This is a genomic window from Psychroserpens damuponensis, assembly GCF_000826655.1.
GTDB lineage: Bacteria > Bacteroidota > Bacteroidia > Flavobacteriales > Flavobacteriaceae > Psychroserpens > Psychroserpens damuponensis.
On record NZ_JXJO01000017.1, the window covers coordinates 353128 to 377066 of the forward strand.

The window sequence follows — 23939 nt, forward strand, 5'->3', positions numbered from 1 at the left end:
TAAACTAAAAACACCTAAATTGGATCCTGAACCCACGAGTTTAATAATTACCATGCTCAACACAAACGTATCTTTCGTTTCTGGGCTTATACTGCTTTTTGTTTTACTATTTTGCTCTGCATTAATTTCTGGTGTAGAAGTTGCTTTTTTCTCATTGAGCAAATCTGATATTGATTTGGGTCTTGAGGAGAATTCAAAAAAATTCAATATAATTTCTAAACTTTTAGAGCGTCCTAAAAAACTTTTAGCAACAATATTGGTTGCTAATAACTTTATTAATATTGGGATTGTAATCCTCTTTGCGTATTTAGGCGAAACACTTTTTGCTAGTGTAGACGTCACTTGGGTTAGGTTTCTTTTAGAAGTTGTAGTAATCACATTTTTAATTTTACTATTTGGTGAGATTGTCCCTAAAATTTATGCAAGTAGAAACCGAGTTAAGTTTGCTGTATTTATGGCCATACCTCTCAAAATACTTGATGTTATTTTTTCACCTATTAGTTTACCTATGCGACAAATAACTGTAGGCATTCACAATAAATTAGGGAAACAAAAATCAAACCTTAGTGTAGATCAATTATCCCAAGCTTTAGAACTTACAGGAGATAGTGATACTACAGATGAAGAACATAAAATTTTAAAAGGAATTGTCTCCTTTGGTAATACAGACACGAAACAGGTCATGCGACCAAGAATGGATATTTTTGCTTTAAGCGAAGACGCAAATTATACCGATATAATTACTGAGGTCATTAATAACGGTTATTCTAGAATACCGGTTTATAAAGATAGTATAGATACCGTTATTGGTATTTTGTATGTTAAAGATTTACTACCTTATATAGATAGAGACACTTTTAATTGGACCACCTTATTGCGTGACCCATTTTTTGTACCAGAGAATAAGAAGCTTGATGACCTTATGGTAGAGTTCCAAGAGAAAAAAGTACATCTTGCCATCGTGGTAGATGAATATGGTGGCACATCTGGCGTCGTATCTTTAGAAGATGTTATTGAAGAAATTGTGGGTGACATAAGTGATGAATTTGATGATGATGACGTTATTTACACCAAAATAGATGAATACAACTATTCTTTTGAAGGTAAAACAACCCTAAAAGATTTTTATAAAATTGTAAAGCTTGATGACGATACAGATTTTGAAGATCATAAAGGCGAAGCCGAAACCATTGCAGGTTTTGTATTAGAGATTTCTGGAATTTTCCCAAGACGTCAAAGTAAAATAAATTTCAAAAATTACGTTTTTACTGTAGAAGCTTTAGACAAAAAGCGCATCAAACAAATTAAGTTTACCATATTACACTAAAGCTGTTCATTTATTATGACAATTAAAAAAATAATTCTCCCATTGTTAGCACTTGCTTGTTTTTCCTGCGGAAATGATCCGTTACCAAAACCAAAAGCGATGTTAAGATTAGATTATGAAACTCCCAAATATTCTCAAGTAGATGTAAGACTTCCTTTTACATTTGAAAAAAATGAATATGCTGAAAAAATCTCTAGTATTAAATTAGATGGTATCAACAACCTGTTAGGAGTAAATATTAATTACCCTAAAATGAAAGGCACAATTTATCTCACTTACAAAGCGGTTAACGATACCAATCTAGATTCACTATTAATAGATGCGCAATCACTAACTCAAAAACACACATTAAAAGCAGATGAAATTGAAAGCGTTCTATTTGAAAACGCTGAGCATAATGTCTTTGGAATGTTCTATGCAGTAGGAGGAAACGCTGCGTCACAATCGCAATTTTATGTTACAGATAGCACAAAGCACTTTTTAACTGGTTCTTTATATTTTTATGCTAAACCTAACTATGACTCCATATTACCAGCAGCAGCATATCTAAAAAACGATATAAAGCATATTATGGAAACTGTAGAGTGGAAAGAGTAGGTGTTTAGTGTTCAGTATTCAGTGAAAACAATTTCATCTTTTGAACTAACACTACATTTAATTTCTTTTACTTTGAAAAAACAAAAATGCCTATCGCAAGCGATAGGCATTTTTTATATGTTAGAACTATTGTTGTTAATCAACAACCCATTCTCCACCTTCTTTTATAAAGCTTTCAGTTAACACTTGTAAGCCATTATCATAAAGTAAGTATGTTACTTGATATTTTTGTCCTTCAACAGCACTCGGATCTAAATAATCTAAAAATACAGTCAATGAATAAGTAACTTGAGCAGATGTCCAGTTATAATCATAATCATGATATTCGATAAGTGTATTAACGATATCAGCATATTCAGGATCTGAAGCTAAAGTGTTACCAATATATTCATAATCAGGATTTGTTAAAGTATATCTAATGGTATTATCTGGAACCCAAACACCACTTTCATAACCAAACTGTAATGAAGATACATTAGGAGTCCAACTTCCATTTGTAAACGTGTAAAGGTTTCCTTTAACTACTGTACCAACGTCAGATCCACCATAATATTTATACGTAATAAAGATTTCGTCTTCTTCTTGAGCGAATGGAAATTTAATACTTAAAAACTGTGGTAAATAATTTGATGGTAAAGTAGAACTACCAAAGTTATTATATTGACCAGGCTGATTAGAACCTTCACCCATAGAATCATAATCTGCAGTCGTTAAATAATAAGCACCATCTACAAGATTCCAAGAAGAACCATCATACTCATAATAATCAGTATTTGTTACCGTAGGCCCAGTAATACCAACTGTTTTAATAACAGCACTTTCTATTCTCCATCGTCCAGCATCATCATCTGTAGATTCATATTTAAATGCGATATTAATTGTTTCTCCTTCGTAAGCAGAAAAATCATAATCTTCTGATGGATCTAAAGTATCTACTCCAGCTGTAGTTGCTAAGTTAATTTCATCCCAGTTTGCAGTATCAACATCTGTAGTATAATCTGTAGATACTAATATTTTAAGTAAAGATGCATCAGCAGCATATTTTATAGCGTGAGTTATTTGAAATCTTAGGTCAGTTTCGTCAGATAAGTCAATTGATGGAGACACTAGCCATTCTACATTAGCAACTTGTCCGCCAAAGAAACCATTACCTTGAATGTAATCATCTGAAGATGTCCAAGCATCATCATCTCCAAATTCTTCAACAACAGACCAACCTTCAAAACTTCCAGCGAAATCATATGTTATTAATGGTGCAAAACCAACAACAGGCTCTTGAGTATATTGATCATATTCTACTAAAACTATTTGACCTAGAGTAGGACTTGCGATTTGAGCATCTAATATGTCTTCTAAAAAGTCTGCAGGATTTTCATTAGGAAAAAATGCATTACTTGCTCCAGTTGGGTAATCACTACTCGCTAACTCATAATCATCTGCATTTACATAAGCACCTACATCTGCAGGGTTTCCATCGTATAAGTTATAATTTACAGTTACTGAAGAACCTTCTCCCCAATATGGGTATTTATCACTTAAAAAATCTGGCAACATAAGTTTTGCATCCTCTACATCACTAAATGCTTCAAAAGTTTCGTAATAATCTGGATCATCATCTTCTCCTTGTTCTATAATAGCAGCATAATCTTCTGTTGTCATTGTAAATTCATCAATTCCAACAATTGAGTTGTCTTGTGCATCAATTTCATTATTGATATCTTCTAAAGGATTACAACCTACAATGGCTGTTCCTAAAATAATGGCTAATAAATAAATTATTCTTTTCATTTTCTTAATTTTTTAAAATTTAAGTTTTGCACCTACACTAAATGTTCTTCCGTAACCGTAGTACACTAACGCAGTTTTTGATGTTGATGGTGGAATATATCCAGCGTCACCTGGTGTACCTACTTCACCTCCATCGTTTGCATCAGATATGTATTCAGTATCTAAAATATTATTAATTCTAGCAGTTAATATAGCATCAAAGTTACCAAATTTAAAACCGTGAGAGACAGCGGTATCAAATGTACCATATGCAGGAACTTTCCAAGCATCTGGTGCTCCTTCATCACCACGTCTACTTGGATCATAATCAGCATATAGATTATCAAAGTAGTTATAGTCTAAAGTTAATCTTGTTTCTGGTGCTATTTGATAGTTAGCTCCTAATGCAAATGTTGTTTGAGCAGCATCACCAACATGTAAATCTTCGATAAACAAGTTAACTGTTCTAATCACATTTTGATCTTCATCTAAAATAGTTACACCTTCAATGTTATTTTGCCATCTCCAGTCACCTAAAGAAGCCATACCTGTTAGTTTTAACTTTTCCGTAGCCTTATAAACGAAATCTATTTCAATACCTTGGTGTATGGCGTTAACGCCTAAAACATTTGCAGAAGCAAAGGTCCCATCTGGTTGTTGAAACCCAACAGTCTCTGTTCTATCTTTCCATGTCGTTCTGTAAAGGTTTACGTTTGCAGATAATTTATCGCTTCTATAACCGTAACCTAATTCAAAGCTTAAAACTTTTTCGTTTTCAGCATCTTCAATAATATGTTCGTTATCAAATTGTGTGAATACTGCATCAAAATCTGGTGCTTTTTCAAAGTATCCTAAGTTAGCAAATACATTATGATTACCGTCAATATTGTAGTTAGCACCACCTTTTGCTCCAAAACCGAAGAAATTGTAACGATCTGTTTCTTGTAAAGGATCACTATCTAAATAGTTAAAATAATCAATTCTTTTGTAGCTTGTATTAGATGCAGATAAAGACACAAATCCTGCTAATTGATCTTTAGAATATTCTAATTGACCAAATAAACCTAACCAATTAACTTTACCATCATTATAATAACTTCTCTTATCACCAACTTGCAATGCTGCATTTGGATTATTTACATTACTATCATCTGCCAAAAATTGACCACCTAATAAATCTGTAACTTCTTGAAAATGTATTCCCGTATAATCTCTAAAATCTAAACCACCTAATAATACAAGTTCGTCAGATAAATCTGTTTTTAACGTTGAAAGAATTCCATACCAAATATGGTCATTTCTAGATGCTCTTAATGCTGCTGTAGATCCGTTTGCACCATTGTCGATGTTTTCGTCTACAATTTTATCTATGTCAATTGGACCTAAGTTTCCAATTCTATAATCTGTACTAGAGAGATTAAATTTACTGCTTAAAGAACCAGCAGTTCCTCCACCACCACCAGTTCCAAATGAAGCATATGCTGCAGTTGAAATAGAGGTCTTATCATTAACATTCCAGTAATGATTTAAAGATATTTGAGGTTTGTTATAAAAGTTATCTTCAACATGAGTTACTTGTCCGTTTTTATAACCCCAATCAGCGTTAAACTTTCTTCCTCTTTCACTTTCATTATAAGTTTCAATTAATTGTCTGTTTTGTCTTTGACCGTGACGTTGAGTAGCACCAAAAGCTGAAAAAGATAATTTGTGATTATCATTAATTTCTTTTGATAAATTAATGAAATAAGATACAGCATTGAACTCTGTACCATCAACATAACCATCACCTTCTGTTTTTGCTGCAGACACAGTTGCAGCGAAATCATTTTCTAATAAACCAGTAGAATATGTAAAACCAAATTTTTGATACCCATCATTTGCTAGAGTTGTATACACATTACCACCTTCTTCAACATCTGTTGTTTTTGTCACAATATTAATAGTACCACCTATTGAAGGCACAGCAACTTTAGAAGCTCCTAAACCTCTTTGCACTTGCATAGAGCTTGTAACATCACCTAATCCTGCCCAGTTAGACCAGTATACAGCTCCGTTTTCCATATCATTTACAGGAATACCGTTAATCATAACTGCGACGTTTTCAGACTGAAAACCTCTAAGATTAACTCTACCATCTCCAAAACCACCACCAGCTTTAGTTGCATATACACCAGGAGTTGATTTTAAGATTTCAGGAAATTCTTGTGTTCCTAATTTCAATTCGATATCGGCAGCTCTAACTGTAGATACGGCAACAGGTGTTTTTCTGTCTACTGCAACCGATGCGATAATTTGCACTTCTTGCAACCCAACTTCACTAGATGTTAATGTGATTGTCCCTAAATCTTGGTCTCCTGAAAACGAAATTGTTTGAGAATTGTAACCTACAAATGAAATCACTAATTCTCCAGAAGTTGCATTTGTTTTAATAGAAAAGTTTCCATCAAAATCGGTAACTGCTCCGTTTGACGTTCCTTTTTCTACAATATTAGCTCCAGGCAAAGGCTCATTCATATCAGATCCTATGAGCTTACCAGTTATTGTGCTTTGAGAAAAGGCGATTGTAGTGCACAAAAATACTACAAGAACCAATAAACATTTTGAAAATTTTTTCATTGTTTAAGATTTAATTAAGAGTTTTAATTTTTGGCAAAAATACGTCTGTTAAAACGATCCTATATTACCATAGTGTTAAGAATTATTAACACTTAAATTCACTTAAAATTATCTTAAAAACTGAAATTACACCGCTGACTTACAACTAATTAATTAACATTAATTACTTTTGTTTTTTATAGTAATTAATGAGATTTTTAGTAGATTGATCGTGATTGTTCATAACATTGTCATCTTCTAGCTCCTCTAAAATCGTGTTTGCAAGTTGCTTCCCTAATTCTACTCCAAATTGATCATAGCTAAAAATGTTCCAGATAATGCCTTGAACAAATATCTTGTGTTCATACATGGCAATGAGTTTCCCTAAACTTTCTGGAGTTAACTTTTCGATTAAAAAGGTAGTTGTAGGTTTATTGCCATCAAATATTTTAAATGGTGTTAACTCTTTTATTTTTTCTTCGGAAACGTTTTGAGCTTTCAATTCATCAATAACGGATTTTTGAGATTTACCACTCATTAAGGCTTCCGTTTGCGCAAAAAAGTTAGACATCAATTTATCTTGATGACCTTGATCTCCATGAAGTGATTTTGCAAAACCAATAAATTCTGCAGGAATTAATTTAGTACCTTGATGTATCAATTGAAAAAATGCATGTTGAGAGTTTGTACCTGGTTCTCCCCAAATAATGGTACCCGTTTGGTAATTTACTTTAGCTCCATTTCTATCAACACTTTTCCCATTACTTTCCATTATGCCTTGTTGAAGGTAGGTAGCAAATTGGTTCAAATATTGCGAATATGGAATGACTGCTTCACTTTCAGCATTGAAAAAATTATTATACCACACACTTAAAAGCGCTGTAATTACTGGAATGTTTTTATCAAAATCTTCGGTTTTAAAATGCTCATCCATTTTATGCGCTCCTAAAAGCAGTTTATCAAAGTGATCAAAACCAACAGCCAAGCTAATAGATAGGCCTACTGCGCTCCATAATGAAAATCGTCCTCCAACCCAGTTCCACATTGGAAAAATATTGTTTTCATCAATTCCAAAGGCTTTCACTTTTTCGATATTCGTAGACACAGCCACAAAATGTTTAGATACTGCAGTTTTGGGAGCGTGTTTTAAAAACCACGTTCTTAACGTATTAGCATTTGATAGTGTTTCTTGCGTTGTAAATGTTTTTGAAACAATTACAAAAAGTGTCGTCTCTGGATTTAAATTTTTAATCACTTCATTGACATGATCACCATCTACATTACTCACAAAATGCGTGTTTAAATGGTTTTTATAATATGTAAGCGCGTCTACAACCATGGCTGGTCCAAGATCTGAACCACCAATTCCAATATTTACGATATCTGTAAAAGGTTGATCTTTGTAGGTTTTTAATTCTCCTTCTATTACTTTGTTGGAGAATTCTTTTATTGTTTGCTTGACTTTATAAATGTCTGACATTACATTTTTGCCATCAACATGTACTTGAGCATTTTCAGGATTTCTTAATGCCGTGTGTAATACTTCTCGACCTTCAGTTTTATTAATGGTGTCACCGCCAAAATATTTACTCATAGCATCTTTAAGATCGACTTCTTCCGCCAATTCTAAAAGTAATTTTATTGTGTCTTCAGAAATACGATGCTTTGAATAATCTACATAAAAATCTTCCCATTTAATTGTCATAACATCTGCTCGATTCGCTTGTTGAGCAAATAAATCATTCATATGTGTATGCGCTATCGTTTCAAAATGTGCTTGTAATTTAGTCCAAGCTGCAGTTTTAGTTGGGTTGATTGTTTTAAGTGCCATTATTGTATTTTAGAGGTTAGCGTTTCTTCTTCCGAAGGAATATCAATTGTATTATCATTAAATTGAATATTATCTAATTGGATTTTTAAAGGCTTGATAAACTCTGTATAGTTTGTTTTTAGGGAATCTGGGATGGACTCTGCTGCTGGTAATTTTTCTTTAAATGGATCTACTTGTTTACCATTTTTCCAGAAACGATAACACACATGTGGTCCACCTGTATTACCTGTCATACCTACCCAACCAATCACATCACCTTGCTTTACAAAATCGCCTTTTTTGACATTTTGAGCTTTCATATGCAAATATTGTGTGCTATAGGTTCCGTTGTGTTTAATTTTTACATATTTCCCGTTTCCACCACGTCTCGTAGACTCTGTTACTGTACCATTTGCAGTTGCTAATATCTCTGTACCAATTGGTGCTGCAAAATCGGTACCTTTATGAGGTCTCAATTTATAACCATAATATTTAATTCGACGATTTAAATTATAACGTGATGATATTCTACTAAACTGCACAGGAGCTTTTAAGAAGGTTCGCCTTAAGCTCTTCGTGTTTTCATCAAAATAATCGGAAATATTTTTAGTACTATCTACTTCAAAATTAAATGCATAAAACGGCTCATCTTTATGTTTAAAATAAGCTGCGTCTATACTTTCTATTCCTGCAGGTATAGAATCTTCAATAAACCGTTGTTTGTAAACAATTTTAAAGCGATCGCCTTTTTGGAGTCTAAAGAAATCAATTGTCCAAGCATAAATATCACTCATATCATTAATTAACTCATAAGGCAAACCTTGTTGCTCCATGGTTTCAGACAAGTTATTCATTACTATACCAGAGGCTTCTTTTTGAACAAGGCTAATAGGCTTCTTCTCTTTATAGGTGACAATGGTATCAGCAAACTTAATAACCACATAATCTATACTATTTGGCTGATATATAAAGCATTCTGGAGTTTGCAATGAATCTTTAGCACATAAAAGTGTATAAGGCTTACCTGCTTTAAGATTCCTAATATTAAAACTATCTTTAATTTTCTCTGCGATATTAAAAATCCTTGGATAGCCAATATTATTTCGTTCTAAAATTTCACCAAAACTATCGCCACTTTTTATGGTATCACGTTTTACGATGTAATCTTCTAGAACAAATCCAAATTCTTTAATTGATTCTGGCTCTACTATGGTTTGTAATGGTGCTTCGTCTTGTTTTTTATCATCTTTACATGAAAAAAAACAGATGCATATTGTAAGTGCTATTAATAATTGTTTTAGTTGCATTAATTGATAAATTGTTATTTTATAAGTCGTTTCCCCAATTTTCTATTTCTTCTTCACTCCAAAGTTCAGGAAAAAAGATACGTTTTTGATATTTGGGATGCATGTATTTTTTCCAATCGCTTCCTCCTGTAGCTTCTCCATCACCTGTTCCGCTTTCTATATAGTGACGTGCTGCATTATAATGAGCAATTACCCATGTAATATTTACAGTATAGTCAAAATGACGCATTGCTTTAACTAAATCTTTATCTTTTTGATCTTTTTCGGGCAGTTCTTTAAATCTAGACCACAAGTTTTTTGTGTTATACGTTTGCATAAAACGAATAAAATCACCTTTGTAGCGTTTTTCAAAATTAGTTAATAACGTTGATTTTTTACCTGTTTTATAATCTTTACCTGCTGCTTGCCAATATAAATGCTCAAAAGCATGTTCAAAAGGTGTATCACGATCTATGGTTTTTCTAAACCTAAAATCAATTAAATTGATAAGCTCAGTAGACGCAAATTCTACCATTCTATATTGTGCACTTTGAAATCCGCTAGCAGGTGTCAACGTGTATCTAAATTTCATATACTGTTCAATAGACATGCCCTCTCTCATAATATTAAAGGAAGTTGTGAGCATATCAAAATACCGACTAATTCTCATTATCTTCTCTTCAAAAAAAGCAACATTAAGTTCTTCTTTCTCGGCAACTTGTTGAATTTCCCATAAAATCATCTTAAAAATAAGTTCATTGATTTGATGGTAAGCAATAAACACCATTTCATCTGGTAGTGTTGTACGCTGAATTTGAAGATTTAATAAGGCATCGGTTTGTATATAGTCCCAATATGTAATTGGCTTGCTGTAAAGCAAGCCATAAAGGTGATCATCTGTATTTTGATCTATATTTGTGTATTTCTCTTGTATTTGTTCAACGATCTCGTCAAACTTTCGTAAATCATCCATTTTAATTAATCAAATTGTATAGGAAAATAGTGTTTTAATCCTTTAAATTCTACCAATTCGGCTCTTAAAGAACCAACTGCTAGATCTGCTTTAATTTTAAGCGGAATTTTATTGTCATCTGCACTAACCCAAAGTGTCAAACTTTCTTGTTCTTTAAACACACGTCCAGCCATAACATATGGTCTAAACCTTAAGGTTTTTATTTTCCCAAATTCTGTTTCTATAGTTTCTCGTCCTAAGTATTTTAATTTAAAACCAAAATTTTCTTCATCAAAAAACATATCTAATTCTACAATATCACCAACTTTAATATCATCTGTTTCATAATTATTTCTTAGGTAATAGAACGCAGATACCATATCCTGAACATTTGGTTCTGTTGCAACTGTTTTTGATGTTTTGTATTTCTTATTTTCTACAAATGCTTCGTTTTTAATTTGATCAAAGGCTATTTCAATATCTTTTGTATGCCCACCTTCGTCAATTTTTCTTATAAATTTATAAGGTACTCCTGTTTCTTTATCAAAATAACTTTCATATCTATCCTTCACTTTAAAAAACCACTTAATTGCTCCAGTTGTCCAACCTTTACCTACCACATGATACACAGGTTTTCCTTTTAAAGTCGTTTCATCTACAGAGAGTGTAGCATTCCCTGCTTTTAAAAAACCGCTATAACTCATTTCAAATTTAAACCATTCTCCATCTTTAAACGCACTTTCTTTTTGGGCAAAAGAAGCTTGCGTACAAAGCAGAATCGTAAATATAAGTAGCACTTTTTTCATTATCGTAATTATTATAAATGAAACTTTTGAAGTTTCATTTTATTATTTGGTAGGTAGAATTACAATTACTATTCCAAAAATATAAATTTTATTGAAACCTTTATGTATAAAGGCGTTATAGTTGTGATAGATTTATTATTTTTTCTTCGGAAATGTGCTGTACTTAAAAGATATCGATAGCAGAAAAATGGCGTATAAGAGTAGAGATTTTAAAATGAGTATTAAAATAGACCTACAAAGCTTATACAACTTTGCAGATCTATATTGTTTTGAGACAATGAGTTGATTTAAAGTGTACCTCGTTTTGCTTGTTCTCTCTCAATAGATTCAAACAAGGCTTTAAAATTACCAGCACCAAACCCTTGCGCTCCCATTCTTTGAATAATTTCAAAAAATAAGGTTGGTCTATCTTCTACTGGCTTTGTAAATATTTGCAACAAATATCCTTCTTCATCTGCATCTATCATGATAGATAATTTTTGCAACTCATTAATATCTTCTTTCATCATATCCATGTGCGCTCCTAAACGTTTAGGAATATCATCATAATACGCTTGAGGAGGAGGTGGTAAAAACTCTACACCTCTAGCCTTTAACTGAGAGACTGTTTTTATAATATCATCTGTAGCAACTGCAATATGCTGCACACCAGAATCTTCATAGAAATCTAAATACTCTTCAATTTGTGATTTTTTTGCTGCTTTAGCTGGTTCGTTTATTGGAAATTTGATACGACCATTGCCATTACTCATCACTTTACTCATGAGTGCAGAATATTCTGTATGGATTTGCTTATCATCAAAAGATAAGAAATTTACAAATCCCATTACATCTTCATACCATTTTACCCATGTGTTCATTTGTCCCCAACCTACATTACCAACCATATGGTCTATATATTTTAACCCTACAGGCTCTGGGTTATAATCGGTTTTCCACTCTACAAATCCTGGCATAAATTTACCATTGTAGTTTTTACGTTCTACAAACATATGAACTGTTTCTCCATAAGTATAGATTCCTGCTCTAACTACTTCACCATGCTCATCTTTTTCTACTGTTGGCTCCATGTAAGATTTTGCGCCTCTTTTTGTAGTTTCTTCGTATGATTTTCGTGCATCATCTACCCAAAGTGCGACTACTTTTACACCATCGCCATGTTTTACAATATGATCATTAATTGGTGATTTACTATTTAAAGGTGTGGTAAGTACTAATCGTATTTTATCTTGTTTTAAGACATAACTTACTGAGTCTTTAGACCCTGTCTCTAAGCCTTTATACGCATAGGATTGAAACCCAAAAGCGGTTTTATAAAAATGAGCAGATTGCTTTGCATTACCTACATAAAACTCTACATAATCTGTACCTAATAATGGTAAAAAATCTTGTGCACCTTCAAAGATTTTTTCTAATCCGTAATCAACACTTTTTACTTCTTTTGCCATAATGAATGTATTTTAGAATTTTCTTGGAGTATTAATATTTCCGAAGAAAATAAATTTATTTTAATTGTTTAAACTGTCTATTTCTGTTTCTATGAGTTCTTTTTCAATGAACTCTTCTATTTGGATTGAATCGATACTTATGGTATCTTCTTCTATTTCGAAATCATCATCGTTATACTCATAAATAGAATCATTTTTCCATTCATAATTATAATCGTCTTCATAATTTCTGGCTTCGTATACTTCTTTAAAAATTTCTGATAAGAACACACCATAAATCATGAAATAAGCGATGTAAAATAGTGTCACTAATGAACTAATAACTAAAGCGATAATGTTTAACACTTTTGCTGTAGATACGTTACTGCGACTATTTGGGTTATACGCTTCTGGATTTGTGTTGTATTCTTGCAAGCTCTTATTTGCAATTACCAAACCGATAATACTGAGAATCACTGGTACAACTGCAAAAACACCACAACAGCATCCTGCAACTGAGATTGTTATTGCTATAACACCTAGAATGAGCGCAGAAGGATCTGCAGATAATTTATTGTTTTCCATATGTATTTAATGCTCCAACCATGATTTAAAGTAATCTTCGTCGGCTATTTTTAGAGCTTCTTCTGTTAGTTGCAAGGGCTTAAAAGTATCTACCATGACTGCCAATTCATCTGTTTTTACTTTACCAATGCTACGCTCTGTTGCTCCTGGGTGTGGACCATGAGGTATACCAGCTGGATGTAAACTTATGTGTCCTGCATCTATATCATTACGACTCATAAAATCACCATCTACATAATATAACACCTCATCACTATCTATATTACTGTGGTTGTAAGGCGCAGGAATACTATCTGGATGATAATCATACAAACGTGGTACAAAACTACACACAACAAAAGCATCTGTTTCAAACGTTTGGTGAACTGGAGGCGGTTGATGAATACGACCAGTTATGGGTTCAAAATCATGAATTGATAAAGCGTATGGATAATTATAACCATCATAACCTACCACATCAAAAGGATGTGAGGCATAAACCATTTCAAAAATATCACCTTGTTTTTTTACTTTCATTAAAAACTCTCCCGACTCATTGTTGGTTTCTAATTCGTATGGCTGACGAATATCTCGCTCACAAAAAGGCGAATGCTCTAACAGTTGACCAAACCAATTTCTATAGCGTTTTGGTGTGTAAATTGGTCGGCGAGATTCTACAATAAATAGTCTGTTATCTTCTGTGTCAAAATCCATTTTATAGATGATGCCTCTAGGTACAACTAGATAATCTCCATATTTAAAATCTAGATTCCCTAGATGTGTTCTCAGTTTTCCTGAACCTTTATGAATAAAAATAAGTTCGTCTGCATCTGAATTTTTATAAAAGTAATCTGTTCTTTTATTTTTTGGTGCTGCTAAAATAATAGTACAATCGCTATTGGTAAGTACCGCTTTTCTGCTGTCTAGATAATCGGGTTCTGGTTTAACTTGAAACCCTCTCAAACGATAGGATTGAATATGATTTGCTTTTGCAATTTTTGGAGCAACACTGTATTGTTTTTTAATTGCTTTTACTTGTGTTGGTCTTTGCTCGTGATAACTATTTGTGGACATGCCATCAAAACCTATAGTACCAAAGAGTTGCTCTGCGTACAAACTTCCATCTTCTTTTCGAAATTGGGTATGTCGTTTTGGTGGAATTTTTCCTAATTTATGATAAAAAGGCATATTTGAAATATTAACTATTAGAAATTAAAAGTTTGTAGTTTTTAAACTCAACTTTTATGACTTGATATAAAGATACAAATATGTAGGCTTATTCGGGATTCCTTTTTATAAGAAACTGGAGATAACTTAATAAATCTTTGAAGATGAGATTTAACATGGGTTAAATATCGGGAAAATTTTAATAACCTAAAACCAAAAACCAATATTAAATCCAGACTTTATAAAACTAACTCAATTTTTGAAAAAATAATTAGAACTAATTTATTTAAACTTTAACACCAAATATTAAAGTTTGGTCTGGATTAAGTCATTTTATTACAGTTTTTCCATAATCTCTATATTAGGCAAATGTTCAACTCTTTTTTATTTGATAAAAAAATTTTGAAATATAGAGTATTTTCTATTTCTTTGAGTGTTGGAAATGATGAGGAGTTAGTTTTTAAGAAGCTCTTTCTCTTTTGATTTTTTAACAACTGTTGCAACTTAAACAAGTGCTTGTTTTTTATTTTTCGCTTCTTTTATTTAGCTTCTTAATTTAATGCTTCTTTTATAAAATTAATCATTAAAATAATTAAAATGAAAAAAATTAAATTAAATACTCTAATTGCATACACGTTAATATTTTACTCTGTTTTTAATATAATGAGCTGCAGCAGTATAGAGTCCGAAGAAACAACAAAATCTCAAGAATTAATAGTCGAAAACTTGAATACAATTGAAAATCGACAAAGTATCCAAAAGCTATTTAAGGACGAAAAATTACTAAGAACAGAGGTAGAAAAATTTAAAAATTCTAATAATTTTTCCAGAAGCACCATTGAAGACGCAGATTTGAATGTTTTAATAGAAGACTATAGAACTTGTTCAGAATGCGCAACAGATTATAAAGATCTTCTTGAGCCTTTTCTATTGGAAATAATAGATACAAATGATGACCAAGTTATTAATAAGATTGAGGAATATGAAATTTTAGTAGATAATGCTGATATGACTGAAGTAAATAAAGAGAATTTGAGATTCTTACTCTTTAGTTTTAAAGAAGCCAGTAATTATGTCCTAACTAGTGATGCATTTATTAATCAAACAAATAGAGACAATAGCCCTGGAAAAAATATAGGTAGAGGATTGGCATGGGGATTTTTAGCAGGTTGTGCGCAAGGTGCTTTTGTAGGTGCTACAATAGGTACAGTCACAGTACCTGTTATAGGTACAGTTACTGGTGCTGTGGCAGGATGTATTGCTAGTGGAGCAGCTGCTGGAACTGTTGGAGCTGTTGGCGCAGCTGTATGGTCTTTTGTTGATTCTATATTTTAAATTATGTCTTCTAGATTAAAAGTTTTATTAGTAATTATTACCTCATTAATATATTATATTGGTATGGATTTTTCAGAAGAATCCTTTTTCAATTTTTATAGTTTAAAATTTTATCTAAAAATATTAATCTCTTTAACTTTTGGTATAATATTAAGTGTTATTATTAAAGGTGGTAAAAAAAACAAATTATAAACATAAAGAATTAGTTCAGGCAAGAAAATAAAACTTCTTGCTTGGCTTTTACTTTTGTAATTGGACATGAAAACATTAAATATAAACATATTATCCTATTCACTAAAGATTCCTAAATCCATATTCATATTTATTTGGTGCTTTATTGGTATATTTATAATGACTGCAGGATTTGTTGATGATATTATAAACAATAATGAATTTTCAATACATTCTTTTTCATTACAAATAAGTTGCCTAGCTTTCTTTGTTTGGTATAGTGTGTGTTATTTAAAGGCTAATAAAAAAGAATAGTATTTACAATAGTTTTAAAATTTAAAAGCAGTAAGAAAATTTCTTACTGCTTTTTTTCTTAAAACCAAAACCCAATATTAAAATACCAAATGCCTTCGTGCTGCTCTGGTGAATAACTATATTTTGCTTGGATGGGTCCTAAAAATGTTTCTAAACCGTAACCTAAAGCATAACCTCTATAATCTGGCAATGTAATCCACTCTCCTGTATCAAAAATATCGTTATCTATATTTGCCCAATTCCCTTCTAAAGTGATATGATTTTTATTAAAAATCTCATAATCGACACTAGCATAAGCTTTGACATAGCTATTACCTGTAAGTGAAATATAATCATAACCTATAAATGGTACAAAGTTGTTTATAAAGTCATTTCCGTAGCCTCCTAAGGCAAAATCTAAAGTATTGGTAGAATTGTCGCCAAACTTAAAACCACCTCCAGATTCTAAATTAAAACTAATTTTTTCTGAAATTTTAAATGCATAACCCAGTTCGGCTTTTGCAATGGAAAACCGATCAAAACCGTTATTAAATTTTGAAGCAAATAAATAATTGTGTAGATCTCCACAAAAATAGACACCAGACGATGGGTAATGTTTACTATCATAAGTGTCTAGTTTTAAATTTCCGAAGACACTTACATAATCTGTATTTTCAAATAAAAACTCATCGGTTTCAGAGTTAATTGTAATGGTTTCAGATTTGACATTCAAACGCTTATGCTCTGCTCCAACACTAAGTGCAAAATCTTTTCGAAACAATGTTTGTAAATAAAATTGATTAGTTTGATCCCTAAATTTAACGTCTAGCTTATTAATTCCTGTAACATTTATTTCAACTTCATCTAAGAGTAATTCACTATTAACTCCTCTTTCAAATTGATTATATCTAGAACGAATACCTACACTCCAATAAAACCCTTTGTCAATAAGATACTCAAAATTAAAGCGCACGTTGTCACCTAAAATAAGGTCTAAGGATGCGATATCATTATTAAATAACAGTCTTTTTTTAGTCAAATTTACAAGTGCAGCACTTTTATAAACATCGTCATAATGTAATCCTAATTTTAAAAAAGTAGTGATTTTAGATTCTCTAAGATTTGCTTTAAAATCATATCCTTCCCTATTTCTAGAATGCTTAAAACCATATTGAAACGAATCAAAATTATTAGTTGCTATCAAATTATTGACACCTTGATTAAAATCATCATAACTAATTTTTTCATTCCCTTTGAGTTTTAATTTACCCATTATATAGGATCGTGTATAGCGATTATTACCGTTTAAACCGATGCCGTTTATAATGATACTATCTTTAGATGCTAAATTTAATTCTTGATTGGTTACAGCATTGATTGGTTTCTTTGGAAGTTGATCTAATGCCGACACGTGCACTAAAGCTGCTAATTTCCCATTATTAATAATGTCTTTACCTTCGCTAAAGGACACTACTGTAAAGTTTTCAATATCTGGTTTGATATAAATATCTGTCTTTTTAGACTTCACTTTCATATCCCTTATGGTCCTAAAATTATTAATTTGTAATAATACATCTGGAGCAGAGATCATATCTTCTCGAGTTGCCAAATCATCTTGCACATCTACTCCAATAATAATATCCATACCTTTTGCTCTTAGCTCATCAATTGGGTAATTATTTACTACACCACCATCAATTAACAAATCGTCACCTATAGGTACAGGCTGAAATAAGGAAGGAAATGCACCACTCGCTGAAATGCTTAGCGGTAAGTTTCCAGAATCTAGAAGTATTTGTTTACCGGTTTCTATATTTGTTGCAATACAAAAAAACGGAATAGGCAAGTCTTCAAATTTATCTACATCACTAACGTGCAATGTTAATTTAGTTAGTAAATTAAACACATTTTGACCTCTCGATAAAGCCGATGGTAATTTGAGCTTAAAATGATTAAACGGAAGTATTACACCATACTTCTCGTTATTATTACGTTCATAAATAGATTTTGACGATCGTGGTAAATCATCACTGATTACAGCATCAAAATCTAGACTTTCAAAAATAGAATCTAATTGTTTTCCAGAATATCCCGAAGCGTATAATGACCCAATAATTGCTCCCATACTTGTACCAGCAATATAATCTACTTTAACTCCAAGACTATCAATAACTTTTAAAACTCCAATATGGGCAAAACCTTTTGCACCACCACCACTCAAAACTAAACCTACTTTAGGTTTTTGATCATCTACGGTGGTTTGCGCTTTCATAGAAAACGCACACAATAGAATAAATATGATACCTATTTTATATCTCACTTTTTACTGTAATAGTCAATTATTTTTTGTGCTCGTGATAGTCCTACAATTTTTTCTAAATCTTCTTTTTTAGCTTCAGAAATTCGTTTTACTGATTTAAATTGTTTCATCAATGCCACAACTGTTTGCTCACCAATTCCAGGTATGGTTTCTAACTCTGTATTTAACGCTTGTTTACTGCGTCTATTTCGGTGATGCTCAATACCAAAACGGTGTGCTTCATTTCGCAAATGCTGAATGACTTTCAAGGTTTCACTTTTTTTATCTAAATATAAGGGAATTGGATCGTCTGGATAGAATAATTCTTCTAAACGTTTTGCAATTCCAATAATGGCTATTGTATTGCGAAGCCCTAAAACATCCAAACTTTTTAAAGCAGATGACAATTGGCCTTTACCTCCATCAATAATAATAAGTTGTGGCAAGGGCTGTTTTTCGTCTAATAATCGTTTGTAACGACGATAAACCACTTCTTCCATTGAGGCAAAATCATCAGGCCCAACAACCGTTTTTATATTAAAATGACGGTAATCCCTTTTACTTGGTTTTCCATCTTTAAAAACAACACAAGCAGCTACAGGATTTGTACCTTGAATGTTTGAGTTATCAAAACATTCTATATGACGTGGCTCTTCTGTTAATCGCAAATCAACTTTCATTTGCGCCATAATTCGGTTTGCATGACGGTCTGGATCCACGATTTTGACTTGCTTAAATCGCTCCATACGATAGTATTTTGCATTGCGAAGTGATAAATCTAAGATTTTCTTTTTATCACCCAATTTTGGCACAGTCACCTTAATATTTTCACCTAAATCAACTTTAAATGGGACGTAAACTTCTTTAGATGTGGAGTTGAAACGTTGTCTAATTTCAGTAATAGATAATTCTAATAATTGTAAATTGGTTTCGTCTAGTTTCTTTTTAATTTCTAGCGTGTGCGACCTAATGATACTGCCATATGACAATTGTAAAAAATTAACATATGCATAACCTTCATCACTCATAATACTAAACACATCAACGTTGCTAATTTTAGGGTTAACAATTGTTGATTTTGCTTGATAGTTTTCTAAAACCTCAACTTTTTCTTTAATTCGCTGTGCATCTTCAAAATGCATATGTTGCGCAAACCTGTTCATTTGGGCTTTAAATTGAGATAGTGAATCCTTAAAATTTCCTTTTAAAATTTCGCGTATAGCAACAATATGCGCATTGTATTCGTCTTCTGTTTGTAAGTTTTCACAAGGACCTTTACAGTTTCCTAAATGATATTCTAAACAAACTTTATATTTACCTGAGTTAATTTTTTCTTCGGAAAGATTATAATTACACGTTCTGAGATTATAAAGCCCTTTTATTAAATCTAACAACGTATGAACCGTTTTCATACTTGTATATGGTCCAAAATATTCCGAACCATCTTTAAACATACGACGCGTACTAAATACTCTAGGAAATCGTTCATTTTTTATGCAAATCCAAGGGTAAGATTTATCATCTTTTAGCAATACATTATAGCGTGGCTTATATTTTTTTATAAGGTTATTCTCGAGTAAAAGCGCATCGGTTTCTGTCTCTACTACGATATGCTTTATACTTGCTATTTTTTTTACAAGGACTCTAGTCTTACCGTTGTCGTGAGTTTTTGTAAAGTAAGAACTCACTCTTTTTTTAATATTTTTTGCTTTTCCTACATAGATTAACTTATCCTCAGCATCAAAATATTGATACACACCAGGTTGGTGAGGCAGTGTTTTAATTTGTATTTCTAGCGTAGGTTTATCCATTTTTATCAAAGTTAATACATCCTATTTAAAACTCATTTGTTATGTGCTAAAAATTAGAGCTGAAAATTATTTTTAAAATACACTTATTGTTTACCTTTCGCCTCTTATCAAACTATAAAAATGACCAAAAAAGTAATAGGCAGAATTGATAAAGTCGATTTTCCTAAACTCCACCTCAAACACATAGATGTAAAAATTGACACAGGTGCTTACACCTCTGCAATTCATTGTTCAAAAATAAAAGAGCAAGATGGAAAACTCATTTGTACTTTTGAAAGCAAAGGCCATCCAAACTTTAAAAGCGAACATATAGTCTTTGACACCTATACACATACTGATGTAAAAAGTAGTAACGGATTTAAAGAAAACCGTTATAAAATCAAATCTGATATCATATTCTTTGGTAAAACGTATAAGATTAACTTAACTTTAAGCACTAGAGACGACATGAAATTCCCTGTATTAATAGGACGACAATTTCTAAGTAAGAAATTTTTAGTTGATGTCAATTTAGAAAATGTTTCTTTTAACAATTCCAACTCATGAACATAGTAATTTTATCCAGAAATGCCAATTTATACTCAACAGATCGTCTTGTGCAAGAAGCAAGATCTAGAGGTCATAAAGTAGAAATTATTGATCCTCTTAAATGCGACATCATTATAGAAAAAGAAAAGCCTACCATCTATTATAATGATCGCTACCTCGATTATGTTGACGCTATTATCCCAAGAATTGGAGCTTCAGTTACCTTTTACGGTTGTGCAGTAGTTAGACAGTTTGAAGAAATGGGTGTGTTTACTATCGCCACTTCAGATGCTATTCAACGTTCTAGAGATAAATTGAGAAGTTTGCAACGTTTAAGCAAAGCAGGAATTGGAATGCCAAAAACAGTATTTACCAACTATTCTCGTGATGTAGAAGAAGTCATAGAGCACGTAGGTGGAACTCCAGTAATTATCAAACTGCTAGAAGGCACACAAGGCCTAGGTGTTGTTTTAGCTGAAAGTAAAAATGCAGCCGAATCTGTGCTAGAAGCCTTTAATGGGCTCCAAGCTAGAGTAATTGTACAAGAATTTATTAAAGAAGCTAAAGGTGCAGATCTAAGAGCTTTAGTTGTTGACGGTCAAGTAGTAGGTGCCATGAAACGTCAAGGTAAAGAAGGCGAGTTTAGATCTAATCTTCATCGAGGTGGAAGCGCAAATATTATTAAGTTAGATGCAGATGAATTAAAACTAGCCACAAATGCATCAAAAGCCTTAAAACTTCCTGTATGTGGAGTTGATATGTTACAATCTGCAAGAGGACCGCTTTTACTAGAAGTAAATTCTACTCCTGGATTAGAAGGTATTGAAGGCGCAACCGGAAAAAATATTGCAAAAGCTATCATCACTTTTATTGAACGCAATAGAAAATCATAGTTAAATCGCAACACAGTATATAATTAAAAGTAGAATGAGTAATAAAGACGTTTTAGAAATATTAGGCGAAAAAATTGCTTTAGGTAAAAGTGCCATTGTTAACTACGAAGTCGCTAAACTTCACACACGCAACACCTTAGAAATCCCTATTATTATAGAACGCTCTAGAAAACCTGGACCAACATTATTAATCACAGCTGGTATTCATGGTGATGAAATTAATGGTGTAGAAATTGTTAGACAAATTATAGCTAAAGGCATTAATAAACCTAAGGTTGGAACTACAATTTGTGTACCTGTAATTAATGTATTTGGTTTTTTAAACATGGATCGGTTATTTCCTGATGGCAGAGACCTTAACCGTGTTTTCCCAGGCAGTGCTAATGGATCGCTAGCGAGTAGAGTTGCAAATTTTGTAATGAAAGAACTAGTGCCACATGTAGATTTTGCAATGGATTTTCACACAGGAGGATCTGGTCGTTTTAATGCAGCGCAAATTCGCATTGTTAGAGAAGACCCAAAACTTTTAAATTTGGCCCATGTTTTTGGAGCACCTTTTATTTATTACTCTAATAATTTAAATAAGTCATTTAGAAATGCATGTAGCAAATCTGGTGTTCCAATGCTTTTATTTGAAGGTGGAAAATCCTTTAATATCCATGATAACATCACTAATACTGGTGTTAATGGTGCCAAACGCGTTTTACATCATTTTGGCATGCTAACATCCAAATTTAAAGTCTCTAAACCTAAAACTGAAGCTATAATTATAGAAGAAAGTAGATGGCTAAGAGCTAAATTTTCTGGGATGTTTAAACCCACAGCAACTATAAATTCTTATGTAGAAAAAGATGCTGTTTTAGGTAATATTACAGATCCCTACGGAAGTTTTAACCACTTTGTAAAAGCACCAAATTCAGGTTATATTTTTAATGTAAATGAATCTCCAATTATTTATCAAGGTGATGCCATTTTTCATATCTCAACAGCATTACAAGATGACTAAAGCACAATTACGAACACAATATAAATTACTTCGGAAATCGCTTTCCGAAGAAAACATAGAAGATTTAAGTTTAAAAATCGCTAACCAACTACTGCAACTTCCAATTTGGAATCATGAGTGCTATCATATCTATTTATCTATTACAGAGCATAACGAAGTTAATACAGACTACATCTTAAATATTCTCTCCGGAAAAGATAAACACATCGTCATTGCTAAAAGTGATTTTTCTACTCTAGACATGACACACTTTTTACTTACAGATAGTACTAAAATCAAAAAAAACGAATGGAACATCCCTGAACCCATTGGAGGAATTTCAATAGGTACAGAGCAAATAGACGTCGTTTTTATACCATTACTAGCATTTGATAATACTGGTCACAGAGTTGGTTATGGCAAAGGGTTTTACGATCGATTTTTAAGCAAATGTAAACCCGAAACCATTAAAATTGGACTCTCTTTTTTTAATAGCGAAGAAAAAATTACTAATGTCTTAGAAAGTGACATTCGTTTAAATTATTGCGTCACACCAAATAAAACCTACACGTTTTAATTGTCAATAATTGTATTTTCTTTTTTTGATGTTGCTGTTTTAAAAGCACGTTTATTAAAGAAAATTAAAATCCCTATACCAGTACTTATTGCCATATCGGCAATATTAAACACAGGATCAAAGAAGCTAAAAGTTTTGCCTCCAATTATTGGTAACCAATTTGGTAATTCTCCACTCCAAATTGGAAAATGCAGCATATCTACAACACTACCATGAAGTACTGTTTCATAACCTTGCTCTGGCATAAAGGTAGCAACTTGCCCTAAACTAGAATCAAAGATGACACCATAGAAAACAGAATCAATAATATTACCTAAAGCACCTGCTAATATTAGAGAAATTGCAAAAATTAAAGTTTTAGAACTTTTATCTAGTATTGATTTTTTCAACCAATATCCAATTCCGAAAACGGCTAAAACCCTAAAAACGGTTAGAAAAACTTTAGCTGTTCTATCTGAAATAAAGGAAACAAAATCACTAATTTTTGTTCCCCAAGCCATACCATCGTTTTCTACAAAAGCAATGTGAAACCAATCAAAAACTATAATTTTCTCATTTAAAGCGAAATGTGTTTTGATATAGACTTTACTTATTTGATCTATAAGTAAAATTAGCACTATTAAAATTGTAGCTTTTTTTAAAGACATAGTAATTTTTTATTCGAAACAAAAATAGTGTTAAAATTATGAATGGAAAATTTGGTTTTTAAAACTAAAAAACGCCTTAATGATTAAGACGTTTTTGTATT

Annotated in this window: 19 protein-coding genes; 7 read left to right on the forward strand and 12 right to left on the reverse strand. The window is 32.1% G+C overall.

All coding sequences use genetic code 11. The features are described 5' to 3' along the window. Positions 1-19 precede the first annotated feature (19 nt). Together TD29_RS10385 and gldD are read left to right on the forward strand one after the other, a co-directional pair. Complete coding sequence (locus tag TD29_RS10385) at positions 20-1327, forward strand: gliding motility-associated protein GldE (protein ID WP_040280512.1); 1308 nt, start codon at positions 20-22, stop codon at positions 1325-1327. Between the two features lie 15 nt (positions 1328-1342). After that, a complete protein-coding gene (gene gldD, locus TD29_RS10390) occupies positions 1343-1924 on the forward strand; it encodes a gliding motility lipoprotein GldD (RefSeq protein WP_040280513.1) in 582 nt (193 codons plus the stop codon). A gap of 135 nt (positions 1925-2059) precedes the next feature. Here the strand turns inward: gldD and TD29_RS10395 are convergent, their stop codons facing one another. The 9 genes from TD29_RS10395 to TD29_RS10435 form a co-directional block, all read right to left on the reverse strand. Continuing rightward, positions 2060-3712 (reverse strand): choice-of-anchor J domain-containing protein, encoded by a 1653-nt coding sequence (locus TD29_RS10395; protein ID WP_040280514.1) that lies wholly within the window; start codon positions 3710-3712, stop codon positions 2060-2062. Positions 3713-3724: 12 nt separating this feature from the next. Further along, the gene (locus tag TD29_RS10400) at positions 3725-6307 is read right to left on the reverse strand and encodes a TonB-dependent receptor (RefSeq protein WP_040280515.1); all 2583 of its coding nucleotides are present in this window, start codon (positions 6305-6307) and stop codon (positions 3725-3727) included. Between the two features lie 163 nt (positions 6308-6470). Continuing rightward, positions 6471-8117: a glucose-6-phosphate isomerase gene (gene pgi, locus TD29_RS10405; RefSeq protein WP_040280516.1), complete on the reverse strand. Its 1647-nt coding sequence runs from the start codon at positions 8115-8117 to the stop codon at positions 6471-6473. Further along, the gene (locus TD29_RS10410) at positions 8117-9403 is read right to left on the reverse strand and encodes a M23 family metallopeptidase (RefSeq protein WP_040280517.1); all 1287 of its coding nucleotides are present in this window, start codon (positions 9401-9403) and stop codon (positions 8117-8119) included. Before TD29_RS10410 ends, pgi begins: the two co-directional genes overlap by 1 nt. Before the next feature lie 19 nt (positions 9404-9422). After that, a complete protein-coding gene (locus TD29_RS10415) occupies positions 9423-10355 on the reverse strand; it encodes a tryptophan 2,3-dioxygenase family protein (RefSeq protein WP_040280518.1) in 933 nt (310 codons plus the stop codon). A 5-nt stretch (positions 10356-10360) separates the two neighbouring features. Next, positions 10361-11140, reverse strand: coding sequence for a DUF3108 domain-containing protein (locus TD29_RS10420; protein ID WP_040280519.1), 780 nt, complete (start codon positions 11138-11140; stop codon positions 10361-10363). A 287-nt stretch (positions 11141-11427) separates the two neighbouring features. Next, complete coding sequence (gene hppD / locus TD29_RS10425) at positions 11428-12588, reverse strand: 4-hydroxyphenylpyruvate dioxygenase (RefSeq protein WP_040280521.1); 1161 nt, start codon at positions 12586-12588, stop codon at positions 11428-11430. 60 nt (positions 12589-12648) lie between these two features. After that, the gene (locus tag TD29_RS10430) at positions 12649-13152 is read right to left on the reverse strand and encodes a CCC motif membrane protein (protein WP_040280522.1); all 504 of its coding nucleotides are present in this window, start codon (positions 13150-13152) and stop codon (positions 12649-12651) included. A 6-nt stretch (positions 13153-13158) separates the two neighbouring features. Then, positions 13159-14319, reverse strand: a complete 1161-nt coding sequence (locus TD29_RS10435; protein WP_040280524.1) for a homogentisate 1,2-dioxygenase — start codon at positions 14317-14319, stop codon at positions 13159-13161. A 705-nt stretch (positions 14320-15024) separates the two neighbouring features. Between TD29_RS10435 and TD29_RS10440 the strand changes: the two genes are divergently transcribed. Further along, positions 15025-15633 (forward strand): glycine zipper family protein, encoded by a 609-nt coding sequence (locus tag TD29_RS10440; RefSeq protein ID WP_152611498.1) that lies wholly within the window; start codon positions 15025-15027, stop codon positions 15631-15633. A 544-nt stretch (positions 15634-16177) separates the two neighbouring features. Here TD29_RS10440 and TD29_RS10450 read toward each other — a convergent pair. Further along, positions 16178-18418 carry a patatin-like phospholipase family protein gene (locus TD29_RS10450; protein WP_316931854.1) on the reverse strand — a complete coding sequence of 747 codons (2241 nt, stop codon included), beginning with the start codon at positions 18416-18418 and terminating at the stop codon, positions 16178-16180. After that, entirely contained in the window at positions 18415-20208 is a 1794-nt protein-coding gene (uvrC, locus tag TD29_RS10455; RefSeq protein WP_040280530.1) for an excinuclease ABC subunit UvrC, read from the reverse strand. The genes TD29_RS10450 and uvrC overlap by 4 nt, the downstream gene beginning before the upstream one ends. Before the next feature lie 120 nt (positions 20209-20328). Between uvrC and TD29_RS10460 the strand changes: the two genes are divergently transcribed. The 4 genes from TD29_RS10460 to TD29_RS10475 are packed head-to-tail and all read left to right on the forward strand — an operon-like array spanning position 20329 to position 23191. Then, a complete protein-coding gene (locus TD29_RS10460) occupies positions 20329-20754 on the forward strand; it encodes an ATP-dependent zinc protease family protein (RefSeq protein WP_040280531.1) in 426 nt (141 codons plus the stop codon). After that, positions 20751-21629 (forward strand): 30S ribosomal protein S6--L-glutamate ligase, encoded by an 879-nt coding sequence (gene rimK, locus TD29_RS10465; RefSeq protein WP_040280532.1) that lies wholly within the window; start codon positions 20751-20753, stop codon positions 21627-21629. The genes TD29_RS10460 and rimK overlap by 4 nt, the downstream gene beginning before the upstream one ends. Before the next feature lie 34 nt (positions 21630-21663). Then, positions 21664-22635 carry a succinylglutamate desuccinylase/aspartoacylase family protein gene (locus TD29_RS10470; RefSeq protein WP_040280533.1) on the forward strand — a complete coding sequence of 324 codons (972 nt, stop codon included), beginning with the start codon at positions 21664-21666 and terminating at the stop codon, positions 22633-22635. Next, entirely contained in the window at positions 22628-23191 is a 564-nt protein-coding gene (locus tag TD29_RS10475) for a 5-formyltetrahydrofolate cyclo-ligase (RefSeq protein WP_040280534.1), read from the forward strand. The genes TD29_RS10470 and TD29_RS10475 overlap by 8 nt, the downstream gene beginning before the upstream one ends. On the opposite strand, the gene TD29_RS10480 is transcribed toward TD29_RS10475, so the two are convergent. Next, positions 23188-23838, reverse strand: coding sequence for a lipoprotein signal peptidase (locus TD29_RS10480; protein ID WP_040280535.1), 651 nt, complete (start codon positions 23836-23838; stop codon positions 23188-23190). The genes TD29_RS10475 and TD29_RS10480 overlap by 4 nt on opposite strands. Positions 23839-23939: the final 101 nt, after the last annotated feature.